The organism is Parazoarcus sp. PS-13 R2A, from assembly GCF_057621855.1.
Genome location: NZ_JBYEXN010000013.1, coordinates 88,142 through 113,941 on the forward strand (window position 1 = coordinate 88,142; position 25,800 = coordinate 113,941).

Consider the following 25,800-nt stretch of genomic DNA (forward strand, 5'->3'; position numbering starts at 1 on the left):
TCATGTGCTTGCTCCACCCTGCTGCAAGCCCGGCAGCCTCATTCATCGCAATGATCTCCCTGCCCGCCATCGTCCGTCGCCTTGAGGCCTGGCTGCCTGCACTGGCCTGGGGCCTTGCGCTGAGTGTCGCGGCGTGGACGTGCGCGACGCTCTTCTGGCAACTCACCGCGCCCGAGCCGGTCAGCGCACTGCCGTCGCACACCGCAGACCCCAGAAGCGCGGCGCGCGACATCGTGCGTGCGCTCGGCAGCGGCGAAAGCGAACCCGCGCCCCGCGCGCAAGTGCACACCGACTATCAGCTGATCGGGCTCGCGACCGGCTTCGGCCAGCGACCGGGCTTCGCCCTGCTGCGCAGACCAGACGGAGAAACACTTGCACTCCTGCAGGACGAAACGCTGGCAGACGGGCTGCGCCTGGTGCGAATCCTGCCCGACCGCATCGAACTCGCTGCGGACGGACGCACCGTGGCGCTGCGCATGACAGGGGCGGACAGCACGATCTCGCCCGTCGCCACCAGCGACACCCGCACCGATGCCATCTCAACGGATTGAACCCAAACCACCATGCTGCTTGTCTCCCGCCTGCGTCGTCTCGTCCTGCTTGCCGCCTTTCTGCCCTTGCCATTGTTCGCAGCCGACGACCCGGTGTCGCTCAACTTCCAGAACGCCGACATCGATGCGGTCATTCAGGCGATCGGCAAGCTCTCCGGCACGAACTTCCTTGTCGATCCCCGGGTAAAGGGCAAGATCAACATCGTCACCAACACGCCGGTGGCACGCGAGCTTGCGTATCAGATCCTGCTCTCGGCCCTGCGCCTGCAGGGCTATACCGCCGTCGAGGACAAAGGGGTAACCAAGATCGTCCCCGAGGCCGATGCCAAACTGCATGCCGTTCCGGTGGGCAGAAACGTCGCAGCAGCCGGGGGCGATCGCCTGGTGACACAGGTCTTCGCACTCCGTCATGAGTCGGCAGCGCAGATGGTGTCGGTCATTCGCCCGCTGGTTGCGCCGAACAATTCGGTGAGCGCGTTTCCCGCGAACAACGTGCTCGTGGTCACCGATTACGCCGGCAACATTGCCCGCATCGCCAGCGTCATCGAATCGCTCGACGTCGTGCAGGGCGACCTCGGCGTCATCGAACTGCGCCACGCTGCGGCCGTCGACCTCGCGCCCCTGCTGTCACGCCTCCTCGCCGAACGCGGCGCAGCGGCCGGCGGCACCGGCGCCGTGCAGATCCTCGCCGAACCCAACAGCAACAGCCTGCTGGTGCGCGCCGACACGCCCAGCCGCATCTCCGCGGTACGCCAGCTCGTGGCAAGCCTCGACCGCCCCGGCGCCGCAGGCAACATCCATGTGGTTTACCTGAAGAACGCTGACGCCACGCAGGTCGCCGACACGCTCAATGCCACGCTGAGCGGCAGCGGCGTCACCGATACACAGGGCAGCGCCATGCTGAGCAGCACGGGTGCGAGCAGCGCCAGCGCAGCACCGGGCGGCGACGCGATGGGCATCGCCGCGTCGGCCTCGCGCAGCAGTTCGACGAACAAGCGCACGCGAAGTGACACCGGCACGGGCGGCGTGGTGCAGGCAGACCCGGTCAACAACGCGCTGATCATCAACGCCCCTGAGGCCATCTACCGCAACCTGAGAGTGGTGATCGACCAGCTCGACCGCCGCCGCGCACAGGTATACATCGAAGCCCTGATCGCCGAGATCTCGACCGAGCGCGCTGCCGAATTCGGCATTCAGTGGGCGGCGGGCGACAACAGCGGCAGCGCCGCCATTGTCGGCGGCACGTCGTTCAGCAGCGGCGGCAACAACCTCATGCAACTCATCACCGGCGCAGCAAGTGGCACCATGGCCACGCCCGGCAACGGCCTGACACTCGCCGTAGGCAACGGCAAGGTAACCATTCCCGGTGTTGGCGAGATCATCCGCCTCGGCATGCTTGCCCGCTTCCTCGAAAACGAGGTCAGCGCCAACATCCTGTCCACGCCCAACATCGTCACCCTCGACAACGAGGAGGCCAAGATCGTCGTCGGCCGCAACGTGCCCTTCGTCACCGGCCAATACACCAACACCGGCTCCGGCAGCACCGTCAGCAACCCGTTCCAGACCATCGAGCGCAAGGACGTCGGTCTCACGCTCAAGGTCAAGCCGCAGATCTCGGAAGGCGGCTCGATCCGCCTGGCGATCTACCAGGAAGCCTCGGCCGTGGTCGCCAGCACCGACACCGGCAACGGGCCGACCACCACCAAACGCTCGATCGAATCCATGGTCATGATCGACGACGGCGCCATCATCGCGCTCGGCGGACTGGTGGAGGACAGCTACAGCGGCGGAGAGGAGAAGATTCCGCTGCTGGGCGACGTCCCGGTGGCCGGCGCCCTGTTCCGCTACGACACGCGCAAGCGCACCAAGACCAACCTGGTCGTGTTCCTGCGTCCTGTCATCCTGCGCGAGCGCGAGGACTACGCCGGCATCACCCGCTCGCGCTACGACTATGTGATCGGCGAACAACGCGCCTCCGCCAGCAAGCGCGATCTGCTGAGCGGCGAACCCGGCACGCCGGAGCTGCCCGCCTTCGGCAGCCCCGCCCCGGCGGTTCCGCGCACCGCGCCGGCACCGGTCGAGGAAGCCGAAGTCCGTCGCATCGACTAGGCGATGAACGTGAATCCCAACCTGCCCTACGCCTTTGCCCGCCGCCACGGCGTGCTCGTCACCGCGATCGGCGCTGAACACGCCGACGTGCTGCTGCGCGAGGATGCCAGCCTCGCCGCAGTGGCCGAGGTGCGTCGTCATCTCGGCCTGCCGCTGCAGCTCGCGACAGTGCCAAAGGCGAGCTTCGACACGCATCTGGCGGAAACCTACAGCGCCGGAGACGGCAGTGCCGCCGAGATCGTTGCCGACGTCGGGCTCGAGGTCGATCTTGCGCAGCTGATGACCGAACTGCCCGCGGTCGAAGACCTGCTCGAATCGCAGGACGATGCGCCAGTGATCCGCATGATCAATGCGCTGCTGACTCAGGCGGTGCGCGAAGCGGCTTCGGACGTGCATATCGAACCCTACGAGCATCATTCGGTGGTGCGCCTGCGCCGCGACGGCGTGCTGCGTGACATCGCGCGCCCGCACCGTGGCCTGCATGCGGCGATGGCCTCGCGCATCAAGATCATGGCCAGCCTCGACATCGCCGAGAAGCGTCTGCCACAGGACGGCCGCATCACGCTGCGGCTTGCAGGCCGCCAGGTGGACGTGCGCGTCTCCACCCTGCCCACCACCCACGGCGAGCGCCTGGTGCTGCGTCTGCTGGACAAGGGCAACGCGCTGATCGGGCTCGAACGCCTCGGCATGGCGGACGACATTCGCGGGCGCTTCGTGGACCTGCTCACGCAGCCTCACGGCATCCTGCTCGTCACCGGCCCCACCGGCTCGGGCAAGAGCACCACGCTGTACGCCGCACTGCAGACCATGGACTGCGAGCGCCAGAACATCGTCACCGTCGAGGACCCGGTCGAATACGACCTCCCCGGCGTCGCCCAGATCCAGGTCAATCCGCGCATCGAACTCGACTTCGCCCGCGCCCTGCGCGCCATTCTGCGCCAGGACCCGGACGTGATCCTGATCGGCGAGATCCGCGACGTCGAAACCGCGCGCATCGCCGTTCAGGCCAGCCTCACCGGCCACCTCGTGCTCGCCACGCTGCACACCAACGACGCGGCGTCGGCCATCACCCGTCTGGTCGACATGGGCATCGAGCCTTTCCTGCTCGCTTCCAGCATCCGCGGCGTGCTCGCGCAGCGACTGGTGCGGCGCCTGTGCCCGACCTGCCGCAGTCCGCAGTCTGCCAGCGACAGCGAACGCACCCTGATCGGCTCCGACTGCCCGGAGACCCTGTGGCAGGCCAGCGGCTGCGCCGAGTGCGGGCATACCGGCTATCAGCGCCGCAGTGGCATCTACGAGTTGCTGACGGTGGACGTCGAGGCTGCCCGCCTGATCCATGACGACGCCGGCGAAGCCGCCCTGCGCACCCATGCGCGCAAGGGTGGCGCCCGCGGACTGCGCGAGGACGGCCTGCGACTGCTCGCCGACGGTACGACCACGGTCGAAGAACTGCTGCGCGCCACCCGCGACTGAGGCCCGGATGACAGCCTTCCGCTACAGCGCACTCGATACCAGCGGCCAATCCACCCAGGGGGTGATCGAGGCCGAGAGCGGCCGTGCCGCGCGCACCCTGCTGCGCGAGCGCGGGCTGTTTCCGCTCGATGTCGTCACCGTATCCGCCGCACCCGGCAGCGCCCGGCGGCCACGCCGGCTCAAGGACAGCGCGCTCGCGCTGCTCACCCGTCAATGGGCCACCCTGCTCGCCGCAGGCCTCACAGTGGAACAGGCGCTCGCCGCGCTGATCGAGCAGGCCGAGGACGAAGGTCCCCGTCAGCTGCTTGCAGGACTGCGCTCCGAGATCCTGTCCGGCTACAGCCTGCGCGCGGCGCTGGACCGCTATCCCGCAGCCTTCCCCGCGATCTACCGCGCCTCGGTGGCGGCCGGCGAGAAGTCGGGCGAACTTGCCGAGGTCATGAACCAGCTTGCCGACTATCTGGAGCAGCACGGGCAACTGCAGCAGAAGACGATGCAGGCCCTGCTCTATCCGCTGATCGTCGCCGCCGTTGCCCTACTGGTGGTGATCGGCCTGATGACCCATGTGGTGCCCCAGGTCGTCGGCGTATTCGCACAGACCAAACAGGCGCTGCCGCCACTTACGCGCGGCCTGATCGCCGTCTCTGACCTTCTGCGCGACTGGGGCTGGCTGCTGATGCTCGCGCTCGCCGGCGCCGGCCTCTGCGCTCATTTCGCCTTGCGCAACACCGCCGTACGCAGACGCTGGGAGACCCGCCTGCTCGCCCTTCCCGTCGTTGGCCGCCACCTGCGCACGCTCGACGCCGCACGCTTTGCCAGCACGCTGTCCATCCTCGCCGGCAGCGGCGTGCCCCTGCTGACCGCGCTCGAAGCCGGGGGCCGCGTAATCGCGCGCCTGCCGATCCGCGATGCGGTCGAGGCCGCTGCCGCCCGCGTGCGCGAGGGACAGAGCCTGGCGCGGGCGCTCGGTGCCACGCGCGCCTTTCCACCGCTGCTGGTGCACATGATCGCCAGCGGCGAGACCACCGGCCGGCTCGACGAACTGCTGGCGCGTGCCGCCCGCCTTCAGCAACAGGAACTCGAAAGCCGCGGCGCCGTGCTCGCGAGCCTGCTCGAACCCGCACTGCTGCTGGCGATGGGCGGCGTCGTGCTGGTGATCGTGCTGGCGGTGATGCAACCGATCATCGAAATCAACACCCTGATGAAGTGAAGACCATGAAGACAGCCCTCCCCCCGTCCTGCCGCGCAAACGGCCCGCAAGCACTGCGCCAGCGCGGCTTCACCCTGATCGAGGTCATGGTGGTGATCGTGATCCTCGGTGTGCTCGCCGCACTTGTCGTGCCCCGCGTCATGAGCCGGCCGGATGAAGCGCGCGTGGTTGCCGCCCGCCAGGACCTCGCCTCCATCATGCAGGCGCTCAAACTGTATCGTCTCGACAACCGGCGTTACCCCACGGCGTCGCAGGGACTCTCGGCCCTGGTCAGGAAGCCGGACACGACGCCGATCCCCGATAACTGGAAGCCCTATCTCGAGCGCCTGCCGGCCGACCCCTGGGGCGGTGACTACCAGTACCTCAACCCGGGCATCAATGGCGACGTCGACGTCATGAGCTTCGGTGCCGACGGCAAGACCGGCGGCGAAGGCTTCGACGCAGACATCGGGTCGTGGCAGTTCTGATCCACACCCGCCACCTCGCACGCGGCTTTTCGCTCGTCGAACTGATGGTGGTGCTGGCGATTGCCGGCATCATTACCGGCGGCGCCAGCCTGGCAATCGACGGCTTCCGCGCCAACGACTCGGATCTTGCCGTCGAACGCCTGCGCAGCGTGCTCGAAGCCGGAGCCGAACGTGCTGCGGTCCAGGGTCGCCCACTCGCGGTTGAGTTTCTGAGCGACGGCTACCGCTTCGCCCAGCTAGACGCGGATGGCCGCTGGCGTGTCGTGGACGACGATCCGCTTTTCGCCCCGCGCACGCTTCCCGATCCACTCAGTCTCGGCGCGCTGCAGGTGCATCAGCGCGTACCCGCACTGAACACCCAGCCCGCGGGTCAGGAACGCCGGCGCCTGATCTTCGGGGCCCGCGCGCCGCACTTCGATCTCGTTGTGCTCACCGGGCACGGCAGCGAGCTGCTGCGCGGACAGCCGAATGGCCAGGTGACTCGGATTCGTCGTGGCGAGGCGATGAGATGACTGCTGCCACACACCGGATAGCCCGGCCGGCACGCGGCTTCACGCTGCTCGAAACCCTGGTCGCCCTCGCCATTGTCGCCATTGCCCTTGTGTCGGCGCTGCGTGCCATGGGCAGCACGGCACTGGCAAGCGCCGAGCTGCGCGATCGCACCCTCGCCGACTGGGTGGCCCACGACCGGCTCGCAGCATATCGTGCCAGCGCGAGCTTTCCTGCTACCGGTGTGCACCAGGGGCGGACGCGCCAGGGACCCTTGGAGTTTCAGTGGCGCGAGCGTATCGCCTCTGCATCGAACCGCTCGTTTCGCCGCATCGACGTCGAGGTCATGGACACGGAAAGCGGCCATGTCCTGGCCCGCGCCACCGGCTACATCACCCGGGTGCCGCAATGAGCACACCCCTGCGCAAAGCCGCGCGCGGCATGACCCTGATCGAACTGCTGGTCGCCCTCGCCCTGTTCTCGGTGCTCGGCATGCTGACCTGGCGCGCCACGGCGCAGATGATCGACACACAGGCACGGGTGAGCAGCGAGGTCGAGCGCTGGCGCAGCATCGCGCGTGCGATACACCTGATTGAACTCGAGATCCTGCAGATCGCCGCGCCTGCGCTCCCCGCCACCAGCACGGCATCGCCGGCACTGGCGTTGCTGCGCAGTGCAAACGGAGCCGACAGCGAGCTGCGTCTGATCGCACTCGGCGGCGAGGGAGAAGGTGCGCGCCGGGTCGGATTCCGCTTCAGCAACACCCGCCTCGAATGGCTGATCTGGCCCGACCGTGAAGCCCTTGGCGCACCCGAGATCTACCCCCTGCTACAGGATGTCCAGGCCGTGCGCTGGTACTTCCTGACCACCGACGTGGGCAGCGCGCAAACACGAAGCACGCACTGGCCGCTCGCAGGCGGCAAGGGCGACATCTTACCTGCCGCGATCGAACTCGAACTGGACCTGCCCGATGCCGGCACGATTACCCGCCTGTTCGCGCTGCGCTGAGCGTCAGCGCGGCGCCGCCGTCGTGCTCGCCCTGCTCACGGTCACCTTTGCCGCGATGCTGGCCGCCGCTGCGCTGGCCGATTTCGGGCGCGGCCTCGAAGCGGTCACCGGCCGCCGCGATCAGGCACAGTCACGCCAGCTCGCCCGCGCCGCAGTTGACTGGGCACGCCAGGTCCTCGCCCTGGACATGCTGGAAAGCAATGTGGATCACGGAGGCGAAAACTGGACCATCAGGATTCCGCCGACGCAACTCGGCGAGGACGCTGCAGACGGGACGATCGCAGGCGAGATCATCGATCTCTCGGGGCGCTTCAACCTGAACGACCTCGCGCCCGCTGGCCTGCGCAGCAGTGCGGCAGGCGCGCGACTGCAGCGCCTGATGGAGCTGCTCGGCACGTCCCCCGAGTCAGCGCGCGCAAGCGTGATCGCAATGACGGAATGGATCGCAACAGCCCCGCGTGGAGACACTGACCACGCCCCGCACTCAGCACTCGTCGTTGCCGACGAAGTGGCTTCCATTCCGGGCATCGATCACGCGCTGCTGGCGCGGCTCAGACCCTATGTCACCGCCGTGCCGGCACCGGCGCCCGTGAATGTGAACACGGCTGCGGCCGAGGTTCTGTCCAGCCTGGTCCCGGGCCTCGGCATCGACTTCGCCCGGGTGCTGGTTGCCGAACGTGAGCGCGCATGGTTCCGCGACCTGGCCGACTTCAACGCGCGGCTACCGCAAGACACAACACCGCCTGCGGCGCAGCTCGCCAGTGTCAGCAGCCGCCACTTCCTGGTCACGATACACGCCAGTCACGGCATCTCCGTCACCCGGCTCGAAGCCCTTCTCGATCGCCAGAAACCCTGGCCCGAACTCCTGTGGTACCGCATCCCATGACGACACGCCTGCTCATCCGCATCGACGAACACTGGCCACGCGACCCGGCTACCCACTGGGTTCTGCTCGACGCAGCAAACACGGTAGTGCAACAAGGCCACAGCGGCCCCGCGCACTGGCCGGCAGCGGATGTCTGCGAGGGCGTGCTCGCCGGCGCGCAGAGCACCTGGCTTGAAGTCCTGCTGCCCGCAAGCCCGCGACGCGAGCGCCCACGTCTGCTGTCCTATGCGCTTGAGGAGCATCTGGTTGGCGATCCGGACACGCAGCATGTGACCGTGACCCACAGCCACCCCGAAGACAAGCTGAATCGCACCGGGGTCATCACCGTCGCACGCGCACGCATGACGCAGGTCCTCGCCCAGTTCGCGCAGATCGGCCGCCCGCTGCGTCGCCTCTGCAGCGCGCTGGAAACAGTCCCGGCTGCGGAAGCACACTGGGTGTTGGCGATCGACGCACACTGCGCCATCCTGCGTCCGGGCCTTGAACCGGCGATTGCTTTCGACGGCTCCACGCCTGAGGCGTTACTGGCTGCGCTGTCATCTGCCCTGCCCATCGCGCTCTCGCGTCGCCGCGCCAGCACCGCGTTTCCGGCAGCACTGCAGCTCCGTATCGCTGACACGTGCACCACACCCGATACAGGCGCCACTGCGTCGCTGCCACTGCGCATCGAACCGGGTCCGGCCTGGCACTGGTGGGAACACGTCGATGCAGCCAGTAACCTGCTGCACGGCGAATTCGCCTCACGGCAGGGCCGTGACGCACAGTGGCAGCGGTTTCGGGCGCCCGCAACAATCGTCGCCATCAGCGCAGTCGCCCTGTTCGTCGTCAACCTCACTCAAGTTCTGGGTCAGCGCCAGGCCCTGGCAGAACTCGAAGCACGCAGCGCGCGGCTGTTTGAACAAGCCTTGCCCGGCACACCGGCCGTCGCGCCCGCGGCACAGCTCGGCCGCGCACTGGACCGGGCGCGCAGGCAGGCGGGCCAGCTCGGCACCGATGATCTGCTTGCGCTGCTGCACGGCCACCTTGCCGCCACCGGCGTGACACCGCTGACGGTCTCATACGAAGCCGGCACGCTAAGCCTCGCACTGCCCCCCCAAACCGAACTCAGCGTACTGCTCACCCGCCTCTCGCTGCACGGCATCAATGCGCAGGCGCGTGAAGGCAGCCTGTTGTTGAGCGCCGCACCTCAGCCCTGAGCATCGCAGCCCTGAGCGCCGCAACCGCAAACACACCTTCAGGACCGATCATGATCAGCCTCTCACGCTCACGCCTGTACGCCTCCCTTCAGGCGTGGCTCGCAGCACGCGCACCGCGCGAACGTCAGTTAATGCGGGTGGCCGGCTTGCTCCTGCCGCTCGCCGCGGCGTGGGCCGTGTTCGACTGGACGTGGTCTGAACAGCAGCGCCTTGCCCTGCGTCTGCCCGCTGCGCGGGCCAGCTTCGAGCGGATGCAGGAGGACGCAGCCGAGCTCGCCCGTCTGCGCGCGCTGCCTCCGGTCACCGCCGTCTCATCCACCGCACTTGTTGCTGCGACAAGCACTGCAGCGGAAGCGCGCGGACTGCGTGTCTCTGCCGCGACGAGCGCTGAAGGCGTCGTCGTCAAAGGCAGCGCCACACTTCCCGCACTGGTGGACTGGCTCGCAAGCATTCAGGCCGACCTGCGCCTGCGCCCGATCCGCATGAAGACAACGCCCGGGGGTGACGGACAGTTCGAGGTGGTCCTGCAAGCGTATGACGACGCGGGACTGAACGGCGGATGAAACGGGTTGCACTCTTCGTCCTTGCGCTCCTGTGCGTGACCGTCGCTGCCGCACCGTCCGTGTTGCTGGACACTGCACTGGCATCGGCAAGCGAAGGTCGTGTCCGGCTTGCATCGCCCGATGGCAGCCTGTGGCATGGGCAGGGCTATCTTGCGCAAGCAGGCGAAGGCAAACACCTCAAGCCCTGGCTCAAGCTCGGATGGCGTTTTGACCCACCTGCCCTGCTGCACGGTGAAGGCGCGTGGGACGTGGAGGCCGACGGGAAGTCCGCCGCGCGCGTCGTACTTGGCCTGGATGGCTGGCGAATGGAGGGGCTTGAAATCACCTTGCCGGCGCAGCCCCTGTTCAGGGCACTGGCCCACCCCGCCTTTCATTTTGGCTGGCGGGGATGGCTGGAGGCAGACGGCAAGGGTCTCGAATGCGATTGGCGAAGCGTATGCACCGGCAATTTCGCCCTGAGCTGGCGCGCAGCCAGCACCGACATCCTGCTCGAACCCCGGCTGGGTGACTACCGGGCCGAAGTCGACGCGGACGGCAGCTCGCTGAGCCTGCAACTATCAAGCACAGCAGGCAGCCCGCTCCAGATCAGTGGCCGCATCCACCTGAGTCCGGGACTGTCACCGGCGCTTGACCTGACCCTGGATGGCAAGCCGGCCATCATCGACCGCCTCGCACCGCTGATCAACAGCATCGCGCAACGCGATGGCACACGCCTGCGGATCCGGTCACCGTAACGAACCCGCATGCATGTGCGGCTTACTCCACGCGGTGCGGTTCCGCGAGGTAGTCGCGGGTCCGCATTTCCATCAGCCGACTGACGGTACGCACGAACTCATGTGCGTTGTGCCCTTCGGTATACAGGTCGTGCGCTTCGACCTCCGCGCTCATGATGAGCTTGACCCGATGATCGTAGAGCACATCGATGAGCCAGGTCAGACGCCGCGCCTCGGACGCCTCCCCACCGCGCATCCGTGGCACACCGGAGAGCAGCAAGGTGTGATGCTCGCGGGCAATCTCGAGATAGTCGTTCTGCGAGCGGTTGCCACGGCACAGCGTGGCGAAGTCGAACCAGATCACGCCTGCTGCGCTTCCGAGTACGGGCAGGCTGCGGCCGAAGACTTCGATCTCGCCCGGGACGACGTCGGTCGCTGCGAGTCGCTTGAAGTCGTCGCGCATTTTCTGATCCGCTGCCTCGTCGGCAGGCACCAGATAGATCTCGATCTTCTCCAGCGTGCGCAGTCGATAATCGGTGCCGTGGTCGACTTCAAACACATCGAAGCGACGCTTCATCATCTCGATGGTGGGCAGGAAATTCACCCGCATCAGACCGTTCGGGTACAGCCCCTCGGGCGGGTAGTTCGAGGTCATAACGAAGATCACGCCACGCGCGAACAAGGCGTCGAGCAAGCGGCCGAGAATCATTGCATCGGCAATGTCGGAAACGTGGAACTCGTCGAAACACAGCAGACGCGTCTGCCGGGCGATACGGTCGGCAACCTTCTGCAGCGGATCCGCTTCCTGATTGTGATCCTTCAGGTCGTTCTGCACTTCCTGCATGAACGCATGGAAGTGCACCCTGCGTTTGCGCTGATACGGAACCGAGTCGTAGAAGCAATCCATCAGAAAGCTCTTGCCACGCCCCACGCCACCCCAGAAATACACGCTGCGCGGCATGCGCGGCCGCGCGAACACCTTGCGCAGGGCCGTGCGTCGTGCGGCCTTGAAAGTCACCAGCTCGGTGTAGAGCTGCTGCAGGCGCTGAACGGCAGCGCGTTGCGCCGGGTCGGATTTGTATCCCCGCGCCTTGAGCTGCGCATCGTAGGCATCGAGCATGCCTCGTTCGGGAACATTGAGGGTACGGTGAGGCATTGAAGTGACCGCTTAATGATTGACGAATGATGAGCACAATCATGCAGCCCGCGAAGCGGAGTGCATGGGTAAAAAAGCACAAGGGGTGAAAAACAGGGACAGCGCCCCTGTTTCCCACCCCCTGCTTGCTTAAGCGAACGCTTAGAAGTGCAGCGGGCGCTTGTCGCAGGCGAGCGCTGCTTCGTGCACCACTTCCGACATCGTCGGGTGAGCGTGGCAGATACGCGCCAGATCTTCGGAGCAACCGGCAAACTCCATCGCCACCACGGCCTCGGAGATCAGCTCCGAAGCGCCGGCACCGATGATATGCACGCCGAGGATGCGGTCGGTGTTGGCATCGGCCAGCATCTTGACGAAGCCCGTGGGCTCGCCCATGCCAAGCGCGCGGCCGTTGGCGAGGAACGGGATCTTGCCGACCTTGTAACCGACACCGGCAGCCTTGAGTTGCTGTTCGGTCTTGCCGACCCAGGCAATCTCCGGGCTGGTGTAGATGACCCAGGGCACGGTGTCGAAGTTGCAGTGTCCGGCCTGACCCGCCATCAGTTCGGCGACCATCACGCCTTCTTCCATTGCCTTGTGAGCCAGCATCGGGCCGCGCACCACGTCGCCAACCGCCCATACGCCCGGCAGGTTAGTACGGCAGTGGTCGTCGACTTCGATCATGCCACGCTCGGTGATCTTCAGCTCTACCGCTTCGGCGTTGAGGCCGTCGGTATTGGGCACACGACCCACTGACACGATCAGACGATCGGCTTCGAGCTTCTGATCCGCGCCGTCCTTGTCCTTGTAGGAAATGACGACGCCCTTCTTGCCAACCTTGACCTCACCGATCTGGACGCCGAAGTTGAACTTCAGGCCCTGCTTGGTGAAGACCTTGAGCGCTTCCTTGGCGACATCCTGGTCGGCTGCGGCAAGAAAGTCGGGCATGGCTTCCAGCACCGTCACTTCGGCACCCACACGACGCCACACCGAGCCCATTTCGAGGCCGATCACGCCGGCGCCGATGACTGCAAGCTTCTTCGGCACCGCCTCGATATCAAGCGCGCCGACGTTGTCGCAGACGATCTTGTTATCGACCGGAATGCCCGGCAGGTGACGCGCCGACGAACCGGTGGCGATGATGACCTGCTTGGCCACGACAAGCTCTTCACCCACCTTGACCTGCCAGCCCGCATCGGACTTGCCGATGAAGGAACCGTGGCCGTTGATCAGGGTGACCTTGTTCTTCTTGAACAGGCCCTTGATGCCGCCGGTGAGCTGATCGACGATGGTGCTCTTGCGGGCAACCATTTTGGTGACGTCAATCTTTGGGGTACCGACGTTGATGCCCTGCGCCTCAAAGCTGTGGCCGGCTTCTTCGAACAGGTGCGAGGTGTGCAGCAATGCCTTCGAGGGGATGCAGCCCACGTTCAGGCAGGTACCGCCAAGACGCGGCTCACCCTTGGGGTCGGCATAGGGGTTCGACTCGCAGCAGGCGGTCTTGAAACCCAGTTGAGCAGCGCGGATGGCCGCTACGTAACCGCCGGGACCACCGCCGATGACGAGTACATCGTATTCATGTGCCATGAAAATCTCCCTTGCAGAATCGAAAAGGGGCACACCCGCTCACGGCGAAAACGGCCGGTTCGAATGTGCCCCTGAAGCGTGTTGTTGTTATACGTCGAGGATCAGGCGAGCCGGATCTTCCATCGCTTCCTTCATCGCCACCAGACCCAGCACGGCCTCGCGACCGTCGATGATGCGGTGGTCGTAGGACATGGCCAGGTAGTTGATCGGACGCACCACAACCTGACCGTTCTCGACCACGGCACGATCCTTGGTGGCGTGGATGCCGAGAATGGCGGACTGCGGCGGGTTGATGATCGGGGTCGACATCATCGAACCGAACACGCCACCGTTGGAGATCGAGAACGTGCCGCCGGTCAGCTCCTCGAGCGAAAGCTTGCCGTCCTTGGCCTTCTGGCCGAACTCGGCAATCTTCTTCTCGATGTCGGCGATCGACATCGACTCGACGTTGCGCAGGATCGGCACGACCAGGCCACGCGGCGAACCGACAGCGATACCGATGTCGATGTAGCCGTGGTAGACGATGTCGTTACCATCAACCGAAGCGTTCAGGATCGGGTACTTCTTCAGTGCGGCCACTGCGGCCTTGACGAAGAAGCCCATGAAGCCCAGACGCACGCCGTGCGCCTTCTCGAACTTCTCGCCGTACTGCTTGCGCAGGGCCATCACCGGCGCCATGTTCACTTCGTTGAACGTGGTCAGGATGGCATTTTCGTTCTTCGACTGCAGCAGGCGCTCAGCGATACGGGCACGCAGACGCGTCATCGGCACGCGCTCTTCGGCACGGTCGCCAGTCGCCACGACAGCCGGGGCAACTGCAGCCGCTGCGGCGGCCTTGGGCTGCGCACCAACGGCGTCTTCCTTGGTCACACGACCACCGCGACCGGTACCGGACACGTCTGCAGCAGACACGCCCTTCTCATCGAGGATCTTGCGTGCGGCCGGGCTTGCAGCACCGGCAGCGCTCGAGGTCGCAGCGGCGGGCGGCGGCGTAACCGGCTGAACCGGGGCGGCTGCCGCGGCAGGCGCAGCACCGGCTGAAGCCTTGGCTTCGGTGTCGATCTGGGCAATCAGGTCACCAGAAGCAACGGTATCACCGTCACCCTTGATGATCTTGACCAGCACGCCATCAGCGGGCGCCGGCGTTTCGAGCACGACCTTGTCGGTCTCGATGTCGATCAGGTTTTCGTCGCGTGAAACCGCTTCGCCTTCCTTCTTGTGCCAGGTCACCAGCGTGGCTTCAGAAACGGACTCGGACAGTTGCGGTACTTTGACTTCGATCAGCATGTGGTTTTCTCCCCTTTGTGCTTATACGTTGGGCGACTGAGGCGTGGCGTCCTGGATCGGACCAAAGGCGTTCTCAATCACTTCTTTCTGTTGCTGGTTGTGTTTGGCGTAGTACCCCACTGCAGGCGACGCGGCGGCCGGACGGCTGACGAGCAGCAGCTTGCGCTTGGTGCCGAGCACGTTGACCAGGTGCTGACGCGAGGCCAGCCAGTACCATGCACCCTGGTTACGCGGCTCTTCCTGAACCCACACCACTTCCTTGGCGCTCGGGAACTGGTTGATCGCCTTGCCGAACTCTTCGGCCGGGAACGGATACAGCTGCTCCAGACGCACCAGTGCGGTATCGGTGATGTTGTGTTCGCGACGGTAGGCAAGCAGCTCGTAGTAGATCTTGCCCTGGCAGATCACCACGCGCTTCACCTTCTTCGGCTCGAGCTTCTCGACTTCGGGAATCACGGTCTGGAAGTGGCCGTTGGCGAGCTCTTCCATCGACGAGATCGCTTCCTTGTGACGCAGCAGCGATTTCGGCGTGATGATGATCAGCGGCTTGCGCAGCTTGCGAATCATCTGACGACGCAGCAGGTGGAAGATCTGAGCCGGCGTGGTCGGAACGCAGACCTGCCAGTTGTTCTCGGCAGCCATGTTCATGAAGCGCTCGGGACGTGCAGAGGAGTGCTCCGGACCCTGACCCTCGTAGCCGTGCGGCAGCATCATCACCAGACCGCTCAGACGCCCCCACTTGGCCTCACCGGAACTGATGAACTGGTCGATCACGACCTGTGCACCGTTCACGAAGTCGCCGAACTGCGCTTCCCAGACCACGAGTTCGTTGGGCTCGGCAGTGGAGTAGCCATATTCGAAACCGAGCACCGCCTCTTCGGACAGCACGGAGTCGAAACACTGGAAGCCGGCCTGGCCTTCCTGGATGTGGGCCAGCGGCATGTAAGTGCCTTCGTCCCAGCGCTCGCGCAGCTGGTCGTGGAGCACCGCATGGCGGTGGAAGAAGGTGCTGCGACCGACGTCTTCACCCGAGATGCGAACGGCGAAGCCCTGCGCCAGCAGACTGGCGTAGGCGAGGTTCTCGCCCATGCCCCAGTCCAGCGGCAGCTCGCCGCGGCCCATCGCTGCGCGATCCTGGATGATCTTCTTGACACGCGACTGCAGGGTGAAATTATCCGGAATCGCCGTCAGGCGCTCGGACAGGCGCTTGACTTCCTGCACCGGAATCGACGTGACCGCTTCGTCGGTGTACGGCTTCTTGAGATAGGGACTCCAATCCACCGAGAACTGACGGTTGTGACCGGACAGCACCGGGTTGTAGAGCAGCTCGCCCTTGTCCAGATGTTCGCGGTACTCGGCGATCATCTTCTCCGGTTCGTCAGCCGCCAGCGTGCCTTCGGCAACCAGGCGATCGGCGTAGATCTTGCGCGTGCCCGGGTGCTGCTGAATCTTGCGATACATCAGCGGCTGGGTGACCATCGGCTCGTCCTGCTCATTGTGGCCGAGCTTGCGGTAGCAGACGATGTCGATGACCACGTCCTTCTTGAACTCCTGACGGAACTCAAGCGCCAGCGCGGTCACGAAGGACACGGCCTCCGGATCGTCACCATTGACGTGGAAAATCGGTGCTTCGACCATCTTGAAGATGTCGGTGCAGTACAGCGAAGAACGGTAGTCGCGCGGATCGGACGTGGTGAAGCCGATCTGGTTGTTCACCACCAGGTGAACCGTACCGCCCGTGCCATAACCGCGGGTCTGGGAGAAGTTCAGCATCTCCTGGTTGACACCCTGGCCGGCAACGGCGGAGTCGCCATGCACCAGCACGGCCAGCACCTGGTTCTTTTCCTTGTCCTTGCGGCGCACCTGGCGTGCATAGACCGAACCCGCCACTACCGGGTTGATGATCTCTAGGTGGGACGGGTTGAAGGCCAGCGTCAGGTGCATCGGGCCGCCCGGCGTCATGACGTCGCTCGAGAAACCCATGTGGTACTTCACGTCACCCGCGGTCAGGTCCGAAGCGGCCTTGCCCTCGAATTCCGAGAACAGCATCGACGGCGACTTGCCCAGGGTGTTGACCAGCACGTTCAGACGACCGCGGTGAGCCATGCCGATCACGGTCTCGGCAACGCCAAGGCTGCCGGCAACGCGGATCAGTTCGTCCATCGCGACGATGGTGGATTCACCACCTTCGAGCGAGAAGCGCTTCTGGCCGACGTACTTGGTATGCAGATAACGCTCGAGCGTCTCGGCCGCAGTGGTGCGCTCGAGGATGCGGCGCTTCATGTCGGCGGAGAACTTCGGCGTGCCGCGCACGCTTTCCAGACGGCTCTGGATCCAGCGCTTCTGGGCGATGTCCGTGATGTACATGTACTCGGAGCCGATCGAGCCGCAATACGTCTGGCGCACGGCTTCGAGGATCTCGCGCAGCGTGGCGCGCTCGGTCGAGAAGCCGTGGAAGGAGCCGACGTTGAAGCTGCGCGACAGATCCGCTTCGGTGAAGCCGTAATACGACGGCTCCAGCTCTGCAATCTGCGGACGCTCGGTGCGCTTGAGCGGATCGAGGTTCGCCCAGCGGTTGCCGAGGAAGCGATAGGCATTGATCAGCTGCAGCACTGCCACCTGCAGCTTGTCCTCGCCACCTTCCGACATGACCGTGCGCACGGGGCCACGCTTGGCCATCTGCTCGAACGCAGCAATGATCGGTCCGTGGGCGACATCGCGCACAGCGGCACCGGCCTGCGCCTGGAGCTTGTCGAAGTAGTCGCGCCAGGCGTCCGACACGGACGCCGGATCAGCCAGATAATTCTCGTAGAGTTCTTCAATGAACGGCGCGTTTGAGCCGAACAAATGAGATGTGTTTTGAAGCTGCTTCATGATGAAAGCCACCTGTTGTGTTCTGAGACCCTGCTTTCTGAAATTTGGGTGAACCAGACCGTAAGTGCCGCACGATGAAAAAACGGGACGGCCGCAAGCGAAGCGACCATCCCGTAGCGGCTAGCGCCGATCCCGTCTCCCTCCCCTCTCCATCGTCTCTTACGGACGCTGACCGATCGGCGTTACGTCGCGGCGTGCCGCGCCAACATACAGCTGGCGAGGACGGCCGATCTTGTACTCCGGGTCGGTGATCATTTCTTCCCACTGGGTGATCCAGCCCACCGTGCGCGCAAGCGCGAAGATGCAGGTGAACATGGAGGTCGGGATGCCCAGTGCCTTCTGCACGATGCCGGAGTAGAAGTCCACGTTCGGGTAGAGCTTCTTCTCGACGAAGTACGGATCTTCCAGCGCGATCTTCTCGAGCTGCATGGCCAGCTTGAACAGGCGGTCGTTCTCGAGACCGAGTTCCTTCAGCACTTCGTTGCACACCTTGCGCATCAGCGTGGCGCGCGGGTCGAAGTTCTTGTACACACGGTGACCGAAGCCCATCAGCTTGAAGCTGTCGTTCTTGTCCTTGGCGCGTGCGATGTACTCATCAACACGCGAGACGTCGCCGATTTCTTCCAGCATGTTGAGGCAGGCTTCGTTTGCACCGCCATGTGCCGGGCCCCACAGGCAGGCGATACCGGCCGAGATGCAGGCAAACGGGTTGGCACCGGAAGAGCCGGCCAGACGCACGGTCGACGTCGAAGCGTTCTGCTCGTGATCGGCGTGCAGCGTGAAGATCACGTCGAGCGCACGCACCAGCACCGGGTTCGGCTTGTACTCTTCGCACGGAGTACCGAACATCATGTGCATGAAGTTCGCCGTGTAGCTGAGGTCGTTACGCGGGTACATGAACGGCTGCCCGGTGTTGTACTTGTAAGCCATGGCGACGATGGTCGGCAGCTTGGCGATCAGGCGGTTGATCGACACGTTGCGGTGCTCGACGTCCGAGAAGTCCATCGCGTCGTGGTAGAACGCAGACAGCGCGCCAACCACGCCGACCATGATGGCCATCGGGTGGGCGTCACGGCGGAAGCCGTTGAAGAAGCGGGTCAGCTGATCGTGAACCATGGTGTGGTTCTTGATCGTGGTTTCGAACTCGGTCTTCTGCGCGGCGTTCGGAAGCTCACCGTTCTTGAGCAGATAGGCTACTTCGAGGAAGTTGCACTCGTCAGCCAGTTGCTCGATCGGGTAACCGCGGTACAGCAGTTCGCCCTTGTCACCGTCGATGAAGGTGATCTTGGACTTGCAGCTCGCGGTGGAGAGAAAACCGGAGTCATAGGTAAAGAGGCCGGTTTTTGCGCCCAGCGTGCGAATGTCGATGACATCCTGACCATGGGTCCCGGTCATCACCGAAAAATCGACGGTCTTGCCATCGACGGTTAGGGTTGCAGTGCGTTCAGTGCTCATAATTCGTCCCTTTTCCTTGCCCGTTTAACTTCCAACTCCCTCATTCATCCCCGACCGGGCCCGTCATCGCTGACTGAGCAGTCCGATCATCTCTTTCCAGCGTTCCACCTCGCATGGCTTGCTACCGTTGACCATCCCCCAGATATCATAGTCGTCGGCACGCAACAGATCTTCAAGATCGGCCAACTGATCATCCGAGAGCTGATCAAAATCCCGCTCCAGGAAGCGCGTGAACACAAGGTCCAGCTCCAGCAGTGCCCTGCGGCACTGCCAGCGCACACGCCCCCTGTTGATGGTCAGCGCATCAGATCGCACGGCGAACCATCATGTCCTTGATCTTGCCGATTGCCTTCGTCGGGTTCAGATTCTTCGGACATACGTCAACGCAGTTCATGATGCTGTGGCAACGGAACAACCGGTACGGATCTTCCAGGTTGTCGAGTCGCGCATTGGCGTCCTGATCCCGCGTGTCTGCCAGGAAGCGGTAGGCAGCCAGCAGGCCGGCCGGACCAACGAACTTGTCCGGGTTCCACCAGAACGACGGACACGAGGTCGAACAGCACGCACACAGAATGCACTCGTACAGGCCATTGAGCTCTTCACGCTCTTCCGGCGTCTGCAGGCGCTCGCGCTCCGGCGTCGGCTCGTTGTTGACCAGATAGGGCTTGATCGAGTGGTACTGCTTGAAGAACTGGGTCATGTCCACGATCAGATCGCGGATCACCGGCAGACCCGGCAGCGGACGCAGCGTGATCGGCTGGGCCAGGCTGTCGACGTCGGTCAGGCAGGCCAGACCGTTCTTGCCGTTGATGTTCATTGCGTCGGAACCGCACACGCCTTCGCGGCAGGAACGACGGAACGACATCGAATCGTCCTTCGCACGCAGGCGCACCAGCGCGTCGAGCAGCTTCTTGTCGGACGGCTCGAGCTCTACGGTGATGTCCTGCATGTAGGGCTTTTCGTCACGATCCGGGTCGTAACGATAGATCTTGAATGAAACGCTACGTTTGCTCATATCGAATATTCTCCCGAGCCGTTAGTAGGTACGCTTGGCAAGCGCAATCGCCTTGACGTCGTCCGACATCGGCTTGAGGTTGACCGGCTTGTAGTCGAGACGGTTGCCTTCGCTGTACCACAGCGTGTGCTTCAGCCAGTTCTCGTCGTCACGACCGTTGGGGTTCTCAGCCGTGTCCGGGGCATCGTCACGGACGTGCGCACCGCGGGATTCCTTGCGTGCCTCGGCCGAAACGATGGTTGCGCGGGCGACTTCGATCAGGTTGTCGAGTTCGAGCGCTTCCATGCGGGCGATGTTCCACACCTTGGACTTGTCCGCGATTTCGGTCCGCTTGGCGCGCTCCGCCACTTCGGCCATCTTCGTCACGCCTTCCTTGAGCAGGTTGTCGAAGCGGAACACACCGGCATGCTTCTGCATGGTACGGCGCATTTCCAGACCGACGTCGAACACGCTCTCGCCACCGGTCTGGTTTTCCAGACGGGCCAGACGGGCAAGCGAGACGTCAGCGGCATCCGCAGGCAGCGGCTTGAGGCTGAGGTTGCCGGACTGGAAGTCCTCGACCACGGTCTCGCCGGCCGACTTGCCGAAGACCAGAAGGTCGAGCAGCGAGTTGGTACCCAGTCGGTTTGCACCGTGCACCGAAGCACAGGCACATTCGCCAGCGGCGTAGAAACCGACGATCGGCGTGTTGGGATTGCCATCCTTCGGCACCACGACCTGACCCTTGTAGTTGGTCGGAATACCGCCCATCTGGTAGTGGCAGGTCGGCACGACAGGAATCGGCGCCTTGATCGGGTCAACACCGGCGAACTGGATCGCGATCTCACGAATGCCCGGCAGGCGCTTCATGATGTTCTCGGGTGCCAGGTGGGTGATGTCGAGCAGGACGTGGTCCTTGTCCGGACCGCAGCCGCGACCTTCGTTGATCTCGGTGGTCATCGCACGCGAAACCACGTCACGCGAAGCCAGATCCTTCAGGTTGGGCGCATAGCGCTCCATGAAGCGCTCGCCGGAAGCATTACGCAGAATGCCGCCTTCGCCACGCACACCTTCGGTGATCAGCACGCCCGCACCGGCCACGCCGGTCGGGTGGAACTGCCAGAACTCCATGTCTTCGAGCGGAATGCCGGCACGCGCCGCCATACCGACACCGTCACCGGTGTTGATGAAGGCATTGGTCGAAGAGTGGTAGATACGACCGGCGCCGCCCGTGGCGAAAATCGTCGCCTTGGCGTGGAAAATCGTGACTTCGCCGGTTTCCATCTCCATCGCCGTCACGCCGAGCACGTCGCCGTTCTCGTTGCGGATCAGGTCGAGCGCCATCCATTCGACGAAGAACTGGGTGTTGGCACGCACGTTGCGCTGATACAGCGCATGCAGCATGGCATGACCGGTACGGTCGGCAGCAGCACAGGAGCGCATCACCGGCGCCTGGCCGTAGTTCATCGAGTGGCCGCCGAACGGACGCTGATAGATCTTGCCGTTGTCGGTACGGTCGAAAGGCATGCCGTAGTGCTCGAGCTCGATCACGACCTCGTTTGCCTTCTTGCACATGAATTCGATGGCATCCTGGTCACCCAGCCAGTCCGACCCCTTGACGGTGTCGTACATGTGCCAGTGCCAGTTGTCTTCGGTCGAATTGCCGAGCGATGCAGCAACACCGCCCTGTGCAGCCACGGTATGCGAGCGGGTCGGGAAAACCTTGCTCAGAACAGCCGTCTTCATGCCGGCTTCGGAAAGTTGCAGGGCTGCCCGCAGACCGGCACCACCGGCGCCGACAATGACCGCATCAAAGGTACGCTTCGCGACGTTCACGCTTACAGCCTCCAAAGAATCTGGGCTGCCCATCCGGCATAGCCGACGAGCAGAAAGAGAGTAACCAGGTGCAGAGCAAGACGCGCACCGGTCGGCTTGACATAGTCCATCCAGATGTCACGAACGCCGATCCATGCGTGATAGAACACCGAGAGGAAGAACAGGAAGCTCAGGAACTTGAACAGTCCGCCCGAAAACATCCCGGACCAGGCTTCGTAGCTCAACTCGGGCAGCATGAGCGCAGAGAATGCAAAGATGACGGTATAGATCGCCATAAAGACGGCGGTACCGCGTTGCGCAATCCAGTCCTTCAGACCGTAGTGCGCGCCAACGACTTGACGCTTCACCATAGTGTCACCCCGATGATCACGGTGAGCACGAGGCTCACAATCAGAACAATCCGTGCAGAACTGCGGGCGGCCTGAAGCTCGACACCCTTGTGCATATCCAGCAGGAGGAAGCGGATGCCTGCACAGAAATGATGCAGGTAGGCCCACAGCAGACCCAGAAGCAACAGTTTGGCAAGCGGATGCGACACCACTGCCGAGAACACTTCAAACGACTCTGCCGAACCCAGACTGCGATCGAGCAGATAAAGCAGGAAGGGCAACATCAGAAACAAGCCTGCCCCGCTGACCCGATGAAGGATCGATACGAAACCCGGCAAAGGCAGCCGGATTTCATTGATGGCCAAGTGTTTCGGCCTCTGTTTGCGCACTGTCACTTCTGACATGAAGACTCCCCTCAACATGCGCGGCGAAAATCCGCCGCAGACTCCCAAAAGCTTGAGATTATAGCGATGAAACACCCGTCATTGCGGCGTTTGACCGCATCAATTCAGCTCATTCAGATAGTAATGCTCCGCCGTCGAGTACAAACCACGACGCCATTCCACCGGCTTGTCGCCGTACGTGTAGGTCACCCGTTCGACCGACAGCAAAGGGGTACCCTCTGCAACTTTCAATGCTTCGCTGGTGGAGCGATCGGCCGCGACCGCCCTGATGCGCTCCTGAGCCCGGATCATGCGAGAGCCGAAACGGCTCTCAAGCAGCGAGTAGAGCGAACCATGCCAATCCTGAAGCGTTTCGAAACTCAGGCCCTGAAAGAGTTCGCCCGGCAAATAAATCTCGTCAACCACCACAGGTTTGTTCGCAAACTTGAGCAGTCGGCGCAGAATGATGATTGGTGCACCGAGTTCGATCGCGAGCATGCGGGATGCTTCCTGACCGGCCTTTGCACGCCAGCAATCGAGCGGCACGCTTTTCGGATGGGACAGATCACCATCGATGGGCACCAGTCGCAGAAACCGGAACAAGGCTCGCGGGTCGTTGTGGGAGGCAACATAGGTACCCTTGCCCTGCTTTCGTACCAGAAGGTTATCGCCGGCAATCTCGTCGATCGCCTTGCGCACCGTACCCTGGGACACGCCGAAGCGTGCGGCAAGTTCCTGTTCGCTGGGAATCGCCTGCCCCGGACGCCATTCCCCCGCCTCAAGCGCCTGAAGAATCAGGGTCTTGATCTGGCGGTAAAGAGGGCTGAATGTGGGGGATTCCTGAGCCATCCGTGTATTTCAGCACAAAATTTTTCATGCGTCTATGGGTCATCATATGTCTTATATAAGATAAAAGACACGATTTGACAGCGCAGGCAGATGATCCTAAGATTTCCGCGCCTCGAAATTGCCGCCAGAGCGACGCACATTGATGCGTATTCCCGCCACCGGGGGTTGCGTCGAGAGCACGAACAATTCACCCAGACCGTCTTGTTTTGAGGGAGTACACACATGAGCAAAGCCCCCGTACGCGTTGCAGTCACCGGCGCCGCCGGCCAGATCGGCTACAGCCTGCTGTTCCGCATCGCCAGTGGCGAAATGCTGGGCAAGGACCAACCCGTCATCCTGCAACTGCTCGATCTGCCCCAGGCCCAGAAGGCGGTCAAGGGCGTGATGATGGAACTCGAAGACTGCGCATTCCCGCTGCTCGCTGGCATGATCGCCACGGACGACCCCAACGTTGCCTTCAAGGACGCCAAGGTTGCCCTGCTCGTGGGTGCCCGTCCGCGCGGCCCCGGCATGGAGCGCAAGGACCTGCTGACCGAAAACGCCAAGATCTTCACCGTTCAGGGCGCAGCGATCGGCCAGTACGCCGACCCCGACTGCAAGGTGCTGGTTGTCGGCAACCCCTGCAACACCAACGCATACATCGCCAAGGAAGTGGCCCAGAAGTTCGGTCGCGTTCCGGCCAAGAACTTCACCGGCATGCTGCGTCTGGACCACAACCGCGCACTGTCGCAACTGGCCTCCAAGTCCGGTCGTGACGTTGCCAGCCTGAAGAGCCTGGTCGTGTGGGGCAACCACTCGCCCACTATGTACGCTGACTATCGCTTCGTCACCTCCAATGGCGACAACGTGAAGGGCATGATCAACGACGAAGCATGGAACCGCGATGTGTTCCTGCCCACCGTTGGCAAGCGCGGCGCCGCCATCATCGAGGCACGTGGCCTGTCCTCCGCCGCTTCGGCTGCCAACGCAGCCATCGACCACATCCACGACTGGGTGCTGGGTTCGAACGGCGAATGGGTCACCATGGGCGTTCCGTCCGACGGCTCCTACGGTATCCCGGAAGGCATCATCTACGGCTTCCCGGTCACGACCGAGAATGGCGAGTACAAGATCGTCCAGGGCCTCGAGATCGACGCATTCTCGCGCGAGCGCATGACCCACACGCTGAACGAGCTGCTCGAAGAGCGCGAAGGCGTGAAGGATCTGCTCGGCTGAGCATTCGCAATCAGCTGCCGGGCATCAGTCCGGCAGATCGCTCGAAGGCGCGCACCCCAGGGTTGCGCGCCTTCTTCGTTTCCCCCCCTGCTGCTATGCTTGCGCCCGGTTCTCAAGGGAAACGCTCATGACAGCAAGCTGCACCACTCACCCGCGCGACATCCTCTTCGCCGGCGAAAAATCTTTCCCCAATCTGCCCGCAGTGGATCACTACGCCGGATCCGAGAAGATGATCGGCAAGGCAATGACACTGCAGCATCAGCTCGGCCCGATCTTCGACATCACCGGTGACTGCGAAGACGGTGCGCGCGCCGGCGCCGAAGCCGAACACGCCGCGATGGTCGCGAGCCTGGTGATGAGCAAGGAAAACCGCTTCGGGCGCATCGGTGCGCGCATCCACGACATCACCCATGCACACTGGCAGCGCGACCTCGAGATTCTGGTCGGGCAGGCAGGAAAGCAACTTGCATTCATCACCCTGCCCAAAGTGCGATCGGCCGCAGATACCGCAGCCCAGATCGCCGAACTGCGTCGCATCGAACAGACCGCCGGCCTGAGTCATGCATTACCGGTACACGTCCTGATCGAAACCCACGGCGCGTTGCGCGAAGCATGGGAAATTGCAGCACTCGACGGCGTCGAATCGATCGACTTCGGGCTGATGGACTTCGTTTCCGGCCACCACGGCGCCATTCCGGGGTCGGCAATGAAGAGCCCGGGGCAGTTTGAACACCCCCTGGTCGTGCGCGCAAAGACGGAAATTTCGGCCGCAGCACTGGCGAACGGCGTTGTGCCGTCACATAACGTTACAACTGAACTCAAGGACCTTGCCGTCATCCGTGCAGACGCGACGCGCGCGCGCAAGGAGTTCGGCTATCTCCGCATGTGGAGCATCCACCCCAACCAGATTCAACCGATTGTGGAAGCCATGCGTCCGGACTTTTCCGAGGTGGAAGAAGCCGGAGAAATCCTGAGCGGAGCCCAGAACGCATCCTGGGGGCCCATCCAGCACAACGGCCGTCTGCACGACCGCGCCTCCTACCGCTACTACTGGGAGTTGCTGCAGCGCGCACGCAGCACCGGCATGCCGCTTTCGGAAGAAATCGCAGAGCGCTTCTTCTAGTCCCGGGCAATACGCCTTGCCGCGCCTGTTCGACGCGGCAAGGCCATTACGTCAGTCACATCAGGCCG

At 63.6% G+C, this 25,800-nt stretch carries 25 protein-coding genes; 14 read left to right on the top strand and 11 right to left on the bottom strand.

Annotated elements, in window-relative coordinates:
• Nucleotides 1-50 precede the first annotated feature (50 nt).
• The 12 genes from AC22G6_RS13435 to gspN are packed head-to-tail and all read left to right on the top strand — an operon-like array spanning nt 51 to nt 10,686.
• Nucleotides 51-551, top strand: a complete 501-nt coding sequence (locus AC22G6_RS13435) for an alpha-1,2-mannosidase (protein ID WP_487367187.1) — start codon at nt 51-53, stop codon at nt 549-551.
• A 12-nt stretch (nt 552-563) separates the two neighbouring features.
• Entirely contained in the window at nt 564-2,660 is a 2,097-nt protein-coding gene (gene gspD / locus AC22G6_RS13440; protein WP_487367188.1) for a type II secretion system secretin GspD, read from the top strand.
• 3 nt (nt 2,661-2,663) lie between these two features.
• The gene (gspE, locus tag AC22G6_RS13445) at nt 2,664-4,133 is read left to right on the top strand and encodes a type II secretion system ATPase GspE (RefSeq protein WP_487367189.1); all 1,470 of its coding nucleotides are present in this window, start codon (nt 2,664-2,666) and stop codon (nt 4,131-4,133) included.
• A gap of 7 nt (nt 4,134-4,140) precedes the next feature.
• Nucleotides 4,141-5,343: a type II secretion system inner membrane protein GspF gene (gene gspF / locus AC22G6_RS13450; protein WP_487367190.1), complete on the top strand. Its 1,203-nt coding sequence runs from the start codon at nt 4,141-4,143 to the stop codon at nt 5,341-5,343.
• Between the two features lie 5 nt (nt 5,344-5,348).
• Entirely contained in the window at nt 5,349-5,810 is a 462-nt protein-coding gene (gene gspG / locus AC22G6_RS13455) for a type II secretion system major pseudopilin GspG (RefSeq protein WP_487367191.1), read from the top strand.
• Nucleotides 5,798-6,322: a prepilin-type N-terminal cleavage/methylation domain-containing protein gene (locus AC22G6_RS13460; RefSeq protein ID WP_487367192.1), complete on the top strand. Its 525-nt coding sequence runs from the start codon at nt 5,798-5,800 to the stop codon at nt 6,320-6,322. The genes gspG and AC22G6_RS13460 overlap by 13 nt, the downstream gene beginning before the upstream one ends.
• Nucleotides 6,319-6,711 (top strand): type II secretion system minor pseudopilin GspI, encoded by a 393-nt coding sequence (gene gspI, locus AC22G6_RS13465; RefSeq protein WP_487367193.1) that lies wholly within the window; start codon nt 6,319-6,321, stop codon nt 6,709-6,711. The genes AC22G6_RS13460 and gspI overlap by 4 nt, the downstream gene beginning before the upstream one ends.
• On the top strand, nt 6,708-7,307 hold the full coding sequence (gspJ, locus tag AC22G6_RS13470; protein WP_487367194.1) for a type II secretion system minor pseudopilin GspJ: 600 nt from the start codon (nt 6,708-6,710) through the stop codon (nt 7,305-7,307). Before gspI ends, gspJ begins: the two co-directional genes overlap by 4 nt.
• Nucleotides 7,270-8,193, top strand: a complete 924-nt coding sequence (gspK, locus tag AC22G6_RS13475) for a type II secretion system minor pseudopilin GspK (protein WP_487367195.1) — start codon at nt 7,270-7,272, stop codon at nt 8,191-8,193. The genes gspJ and gspK overlap by 38 nt, the downstream gene beginning before the upstream one ends.
• Complete coding sequence (gspL, locus tag AC22G6_RS13480) at nt 8,190-9,389, top strand: type II secretion system protein GspL (protein ID WP_487367196.1); 1,200 nt, start codon at nt 8,190-8,192, stop codon at nt 9,387-9,389. Before gspK ends, gspL begins: the two co-directional genes overlap by 4 nt.
• 50 nt (nt 9,390-9,439) lie before the next feature.
• Entirely contained in the window at nt 9,440-9,952 is a 513-nt protein-coding gene (locus tag AC22G6_RS13485) for a type II secretion system protein M (protein ID WP_487367197.1), read from the top strand.
• Entirely contained in the window at nt 9,949-10,686 is a 738-nt protein-coding gene (gene gspN, locus AC22G6_RS13490; RefSeq protein ID WP_487367198.1) for a type II secretion system protein N, read from the top strand. The genes AC22G6_RS13485 and gspN overlap by 4 nt, the downstream gene beginning before the upstream one ends.
• Nucleotides 10,687-10,708: 22 nt before the next feature.
• Here the strand turns inward: gspN and zapE are convergent, their stop codons facing one another.
• The 11 genes from zapE to AC22G6_RS13545 all read right to left on the bottom strand — a co-directional run bounded on the left by zapE (nt 10,709) and on the right by AC22G6_RS13545 (nt 23,394).
• Complete coding sequence (gene zapE / locus AC22G6_RS13495; protein ID WP_487367199.1) at nt 10,709-11,821, bottom strand: cell division protein ZapE; 1,113 nt, start codon at nt 11,819-11,821, stop codon at nt 10,709-10,711.
• 141 nt (nt 11,822-11,962) lie between these two features.
• The gene (gene lpdA / locus AC22G6_RS13500) at nt 11,963-13,387 is read right to left on the bottom strand and encodes a dihydrolipoyl dehydrogenase (protein ID WP_487367200.1); all 1,425 of its coding nucleotides are present in this window, start codon (nt 13,385-13,387) and stop codon (nt 11,963-11,965) included.
• Between the two features lie 87 nt (nt 13,388-13,474).
• Nucleotides 13,475-14,674, bottom strand: coding sequence for a 2-oxoglutarate dehydrogenase complex dihydrolipoyllysine-residue succinyltransferase (gene odhB / locus AC22G6_RS13505; RefSeq protein WP_108947748.1), 1,200 nt, complete (start codon nt 14,672-14,674; stop codon nt 13,475-13,477).
• Nucleotides 14,675-14,695: 21 nt separating this feature from the next.
• Complete coding sequence (locus AC22G6_RS13510) at nt 14,696-17,548, bottom strand: 2-oxoglutarate dehydrogenase E1 component (protein ID WP_487367201.1); 2,853 nt, start codon at nt 17,546-17,548, stop codon at nt 14,696-14,698.
• A gap of 159 nt (nt 17,549-17,707) precedes the next feature.
• Complete coding sequence (gene gltA / locus AC22G6_RS13515) at nt 17,708-19,003, bottom strand: citrate synthase (protein ID WP_108947746.1); 1,296 nt, start codon at nt 19,001-19,003, stop codon at nt 17,708-17,710.
• A gap of 63 nt (nt 19,004-19,066) precedes the next feature.
• Entirely contained in the window at nt 19,067-19,303 is a 237-nt protein-coding gene (locus tag AC22G6_RS13520) for an FAD assembly factor SdhE (RefSeq protein WP_108951121.1), read from the bottom strand.
• Nucleotides 19,304-19,307: 4 nt separating this feature from the next.
• Nucleotides 19,308-20,018 carry a succinate dehydrogenase iron-sulfur subunit gene (locus AC22G6_RS13525; RefSeq protein WP_487367202.1) on the bottom strand — a complete coding sequence of 237 codons (711 nt, stop codon included), beginning with the start codon at nt 20,016-20,018 and terminating at the stop codon, nt 19,308-19,310.
• Between the two features lie 21 nt (nt 20,019-20,039).
• Entirely contained in the window at nt 20,040-21,833 is a 1,794-nt protein-coding gene (sdhA, locus tag AC22G6_RS13530; protein ID WP_487367203.1) for a succinate dehydrogenase flavoprotein subunit, read from the bottom strand.
• Nucleotides 21,834-21,835: 2 nt separating this feature from the next.
• Nucleotides 21,836-22,183, bottom strand: a complete 348-nt coding sequence (gene sdhD, locus AC22G6_RS13535; protein WP_487367204.1) for a succinate dehydrogenase, hydrophobic membrane anchor protein — start codon at nt 22,181-22,183, stop codon at nt 21,836-21,838.
• Nucleotides 22,177-22,566 carry a succinate dehydrogenase, cytochrome b556 subunit gene (gene sdhC, locus AC22G6_RS13540; RefSeq protein ID WP_108947742.1) on the bottom strand — a complete coding sequence of 130 codons (390 nt, stop codon included), beginning with the start codon at nt 22,564-22,566 and terminating at the stop codon, nt 22,177-22,179. Before sdhC ends, sdhD begins: the two co-directional genes overlap by 7 nt.
• Nucleotides 22,567-22,665: 99 nt before the next feature.
• Nucleotides 22,666-23,394, bottom strand: coding sequence for a GntR family transcriptional regulator (locus tag AC22G6_RS13545; protein WP_108947741.1), 729 nt, complete (start codon nt 23,392-23,394; stop codon nt 22,666-22,668).
• 222 nt (nt 23,395-23,616) lie between these two features.
• Between AC22G6_RS13545 and AC22G6_RS13550 the strand changes: the two genes are divergently transcribed.
• The gene (locus AC22G6_RS13550) at nt 23,617-24,609 is read left to right on the top strand and encodes a malate dehydrogenase (protein ID WP_108947740.1); all 993 of its coding nucleotides are present in this window, start codon (nt 23,617-23,619) and stop codon (nt 24,607-24,609) included.
• A gap of 127 nt (nt 24,610-24,736) precedes the next feature.
• Nucleotides 24,737-25,732, top strand: coding sequence for an HpcH/HpaI aldolase/citrate lyase family protein (locus AC22G6_RS13555; protein ID WP_487367205.1), 996 nt, complete (start codon nt 24,737-24,739; stop codon nt 25,730-25,732).
• Nucleotides 25,733-25,800: the final 68 nt, after the last annotated feature.

What these genes read in the sequence shown, in the direction of transcription:
- sdhC (WP_108947742.1), bottom strand. Translation starts at nt 22,566, where the DNA reads ATGTCAGAAGTGACAGTGCGCAAACAGAGGCCGAAACACTTGGCCATC.
- zapE (WP_487367199.1), bottom strand. Translation starts at nt 11,821, where the DNA reads ATGCCTCACCGTACCCTCAATGTTCCCGAACGAGGCATGCTCGATGCC.
- lpdA (WP_487367200.1), bottom strand. Translation starts at nt 13,387, where the DNA reads ATGGCACATGAATACGATGTACTCGTCATCGGCGGTGGTCCCGGCGGT.
- gspI (WP_487367193.1), top strand. Translation starts at nt 6,319, where the DNA reads ATGACTGCTGCCACACACCGGATAGCCCGGCCGGCACGCGGCTTCACG.
- gspE (WP_487367189.1), top strand. Translation starts at nt 2,664, where the DNA reads ATGAACGTGAATCCCAACCTGCCCTACGCCTTTGCCCGCCGCCACGGC.
- AC22G6_RS13510 (WP_487367201.1), bottom strand. Translation starts at nt 17,548, where the DNA reads ATGAAGCAGCTTCAAAACACATCTCATTTGTTCGGCTCAAACGCGCCG.
- AC22G6_RS13435 (WP_487367187.1), top strand. Translation starts at nt 51, where the DNA reads ATGATCTCCCTGCCCGCCATCGTCCGTCGCCTTGAGGCCTGGCTGCCT.
- gspJ (WP_487367194.1), top strand. Translation starts at nt 6,708, where the DNA reads ATGAGCACACCCCTGCGCAAAGCCGCGCGCGGCATGACCCTGATCGAA.
- odhB (WP_108947748.1), bottom strand. Translation starts at nt 14,674, where the DNA reads ATGCTGATCGAAGTCAAAGTACCGCAACTGTCCGAGTCCGTTTCTGAA.
- AC22G6_RS13485 (WP_487367197.1), top strand. Translation starts at nt 9,440, where the DNA reads ATGATCAGCCTCTCACGCTCACGCCTGTACGCCTCCCTTCAGGCGTGG.
- gspK (WP_487367195.1), top strand. Translation starts at nt 7,270, where the DNA reads ATGCCGGCACGATTACCCGCCTGTTCGCGCTGCGCTGAGCGTCAGCGC.
- gspL (WP_487367196.1), top strand. Translation starts at nt 8,190, where the DNA reads ATGACGACACGCCTGCTCATCCGCATCGACGAACACTGGCCACGCGAC.
- gspN (WP_487367198.1), top strand. Translation starts at nt 9,949, where the DNA reads ATGAAACGGGTTGCACTCTTCGTCCTTGCGCTCCTGTGCGTGACCGTC.
- gltA (WP_108947746.1), bottom strand. Translation starts at nt 19,003, where the DNA reads ATGAGCACTGAACGCACTGCAACCCTAACCGTCGATGGCAAGACCGTC.
- gspF (WP_487367190.1), top strand. Translation starts at nt 4,141, where the DNA reads ATGACAGCCTTCCGCTACAGCGCACTCGATACCAGCGGCCAATCCACC.
- gspG (WP_487367191.1), top strand. Translation starts at nt 5,349, where the DNA reads ATGAAGACAGCCCTCCCCCCGTCCTGCCGCGCAAACGGCCCGCAAGCA.
- AC22G6_RS13555 (WP_487367205.1), top strand. Translation starts at nt 24,737, where the DNA reads ATGACAGCAAGCTGCACCACTCACCCGCGCGACATCCTCTTCGCCGGC.
- AC22G6_RS13550 (WP_108947740.1), top strand. Translation starts at nt 23,617, where the DNA reads ATGAGCAAAGCCCCCGTACGCGTTGCAGTCACCGGCGCCGCCGGCCAG.
- AC22G6_RS13525 (WP_487367202.1), bottom strand. Translation starts at nt 20,018, where the DNA reads ATGAGCAAACGTAGCGTTTCATTCAAGATCTATCGTTACGACCCGGAT.
- AC22G6_RS13545 (WP_108947741.1), bottom strand. Translation starts at nt 23,394, where the DNA reads ATGGCTCAGGAATCCCCCACATTCAGCCCTCTTTACCGCCAGATCAAG.
- sdhD (WP_487367204.1), bottom strand. Translation starts at nt 22,183, where the DNA reads ATGGTGAAGCGTCAAGTCGTTGGCGCGCACTACGGTCTGAAGGACTGG.
- gspD (WP_487367188.1), top strand. Translation starts at nt 564, where the DNA reads ATGCTGCTTGTCTCCCGCCTGCGTCGTCTCGTCCTGCTTGCCGCCTTT.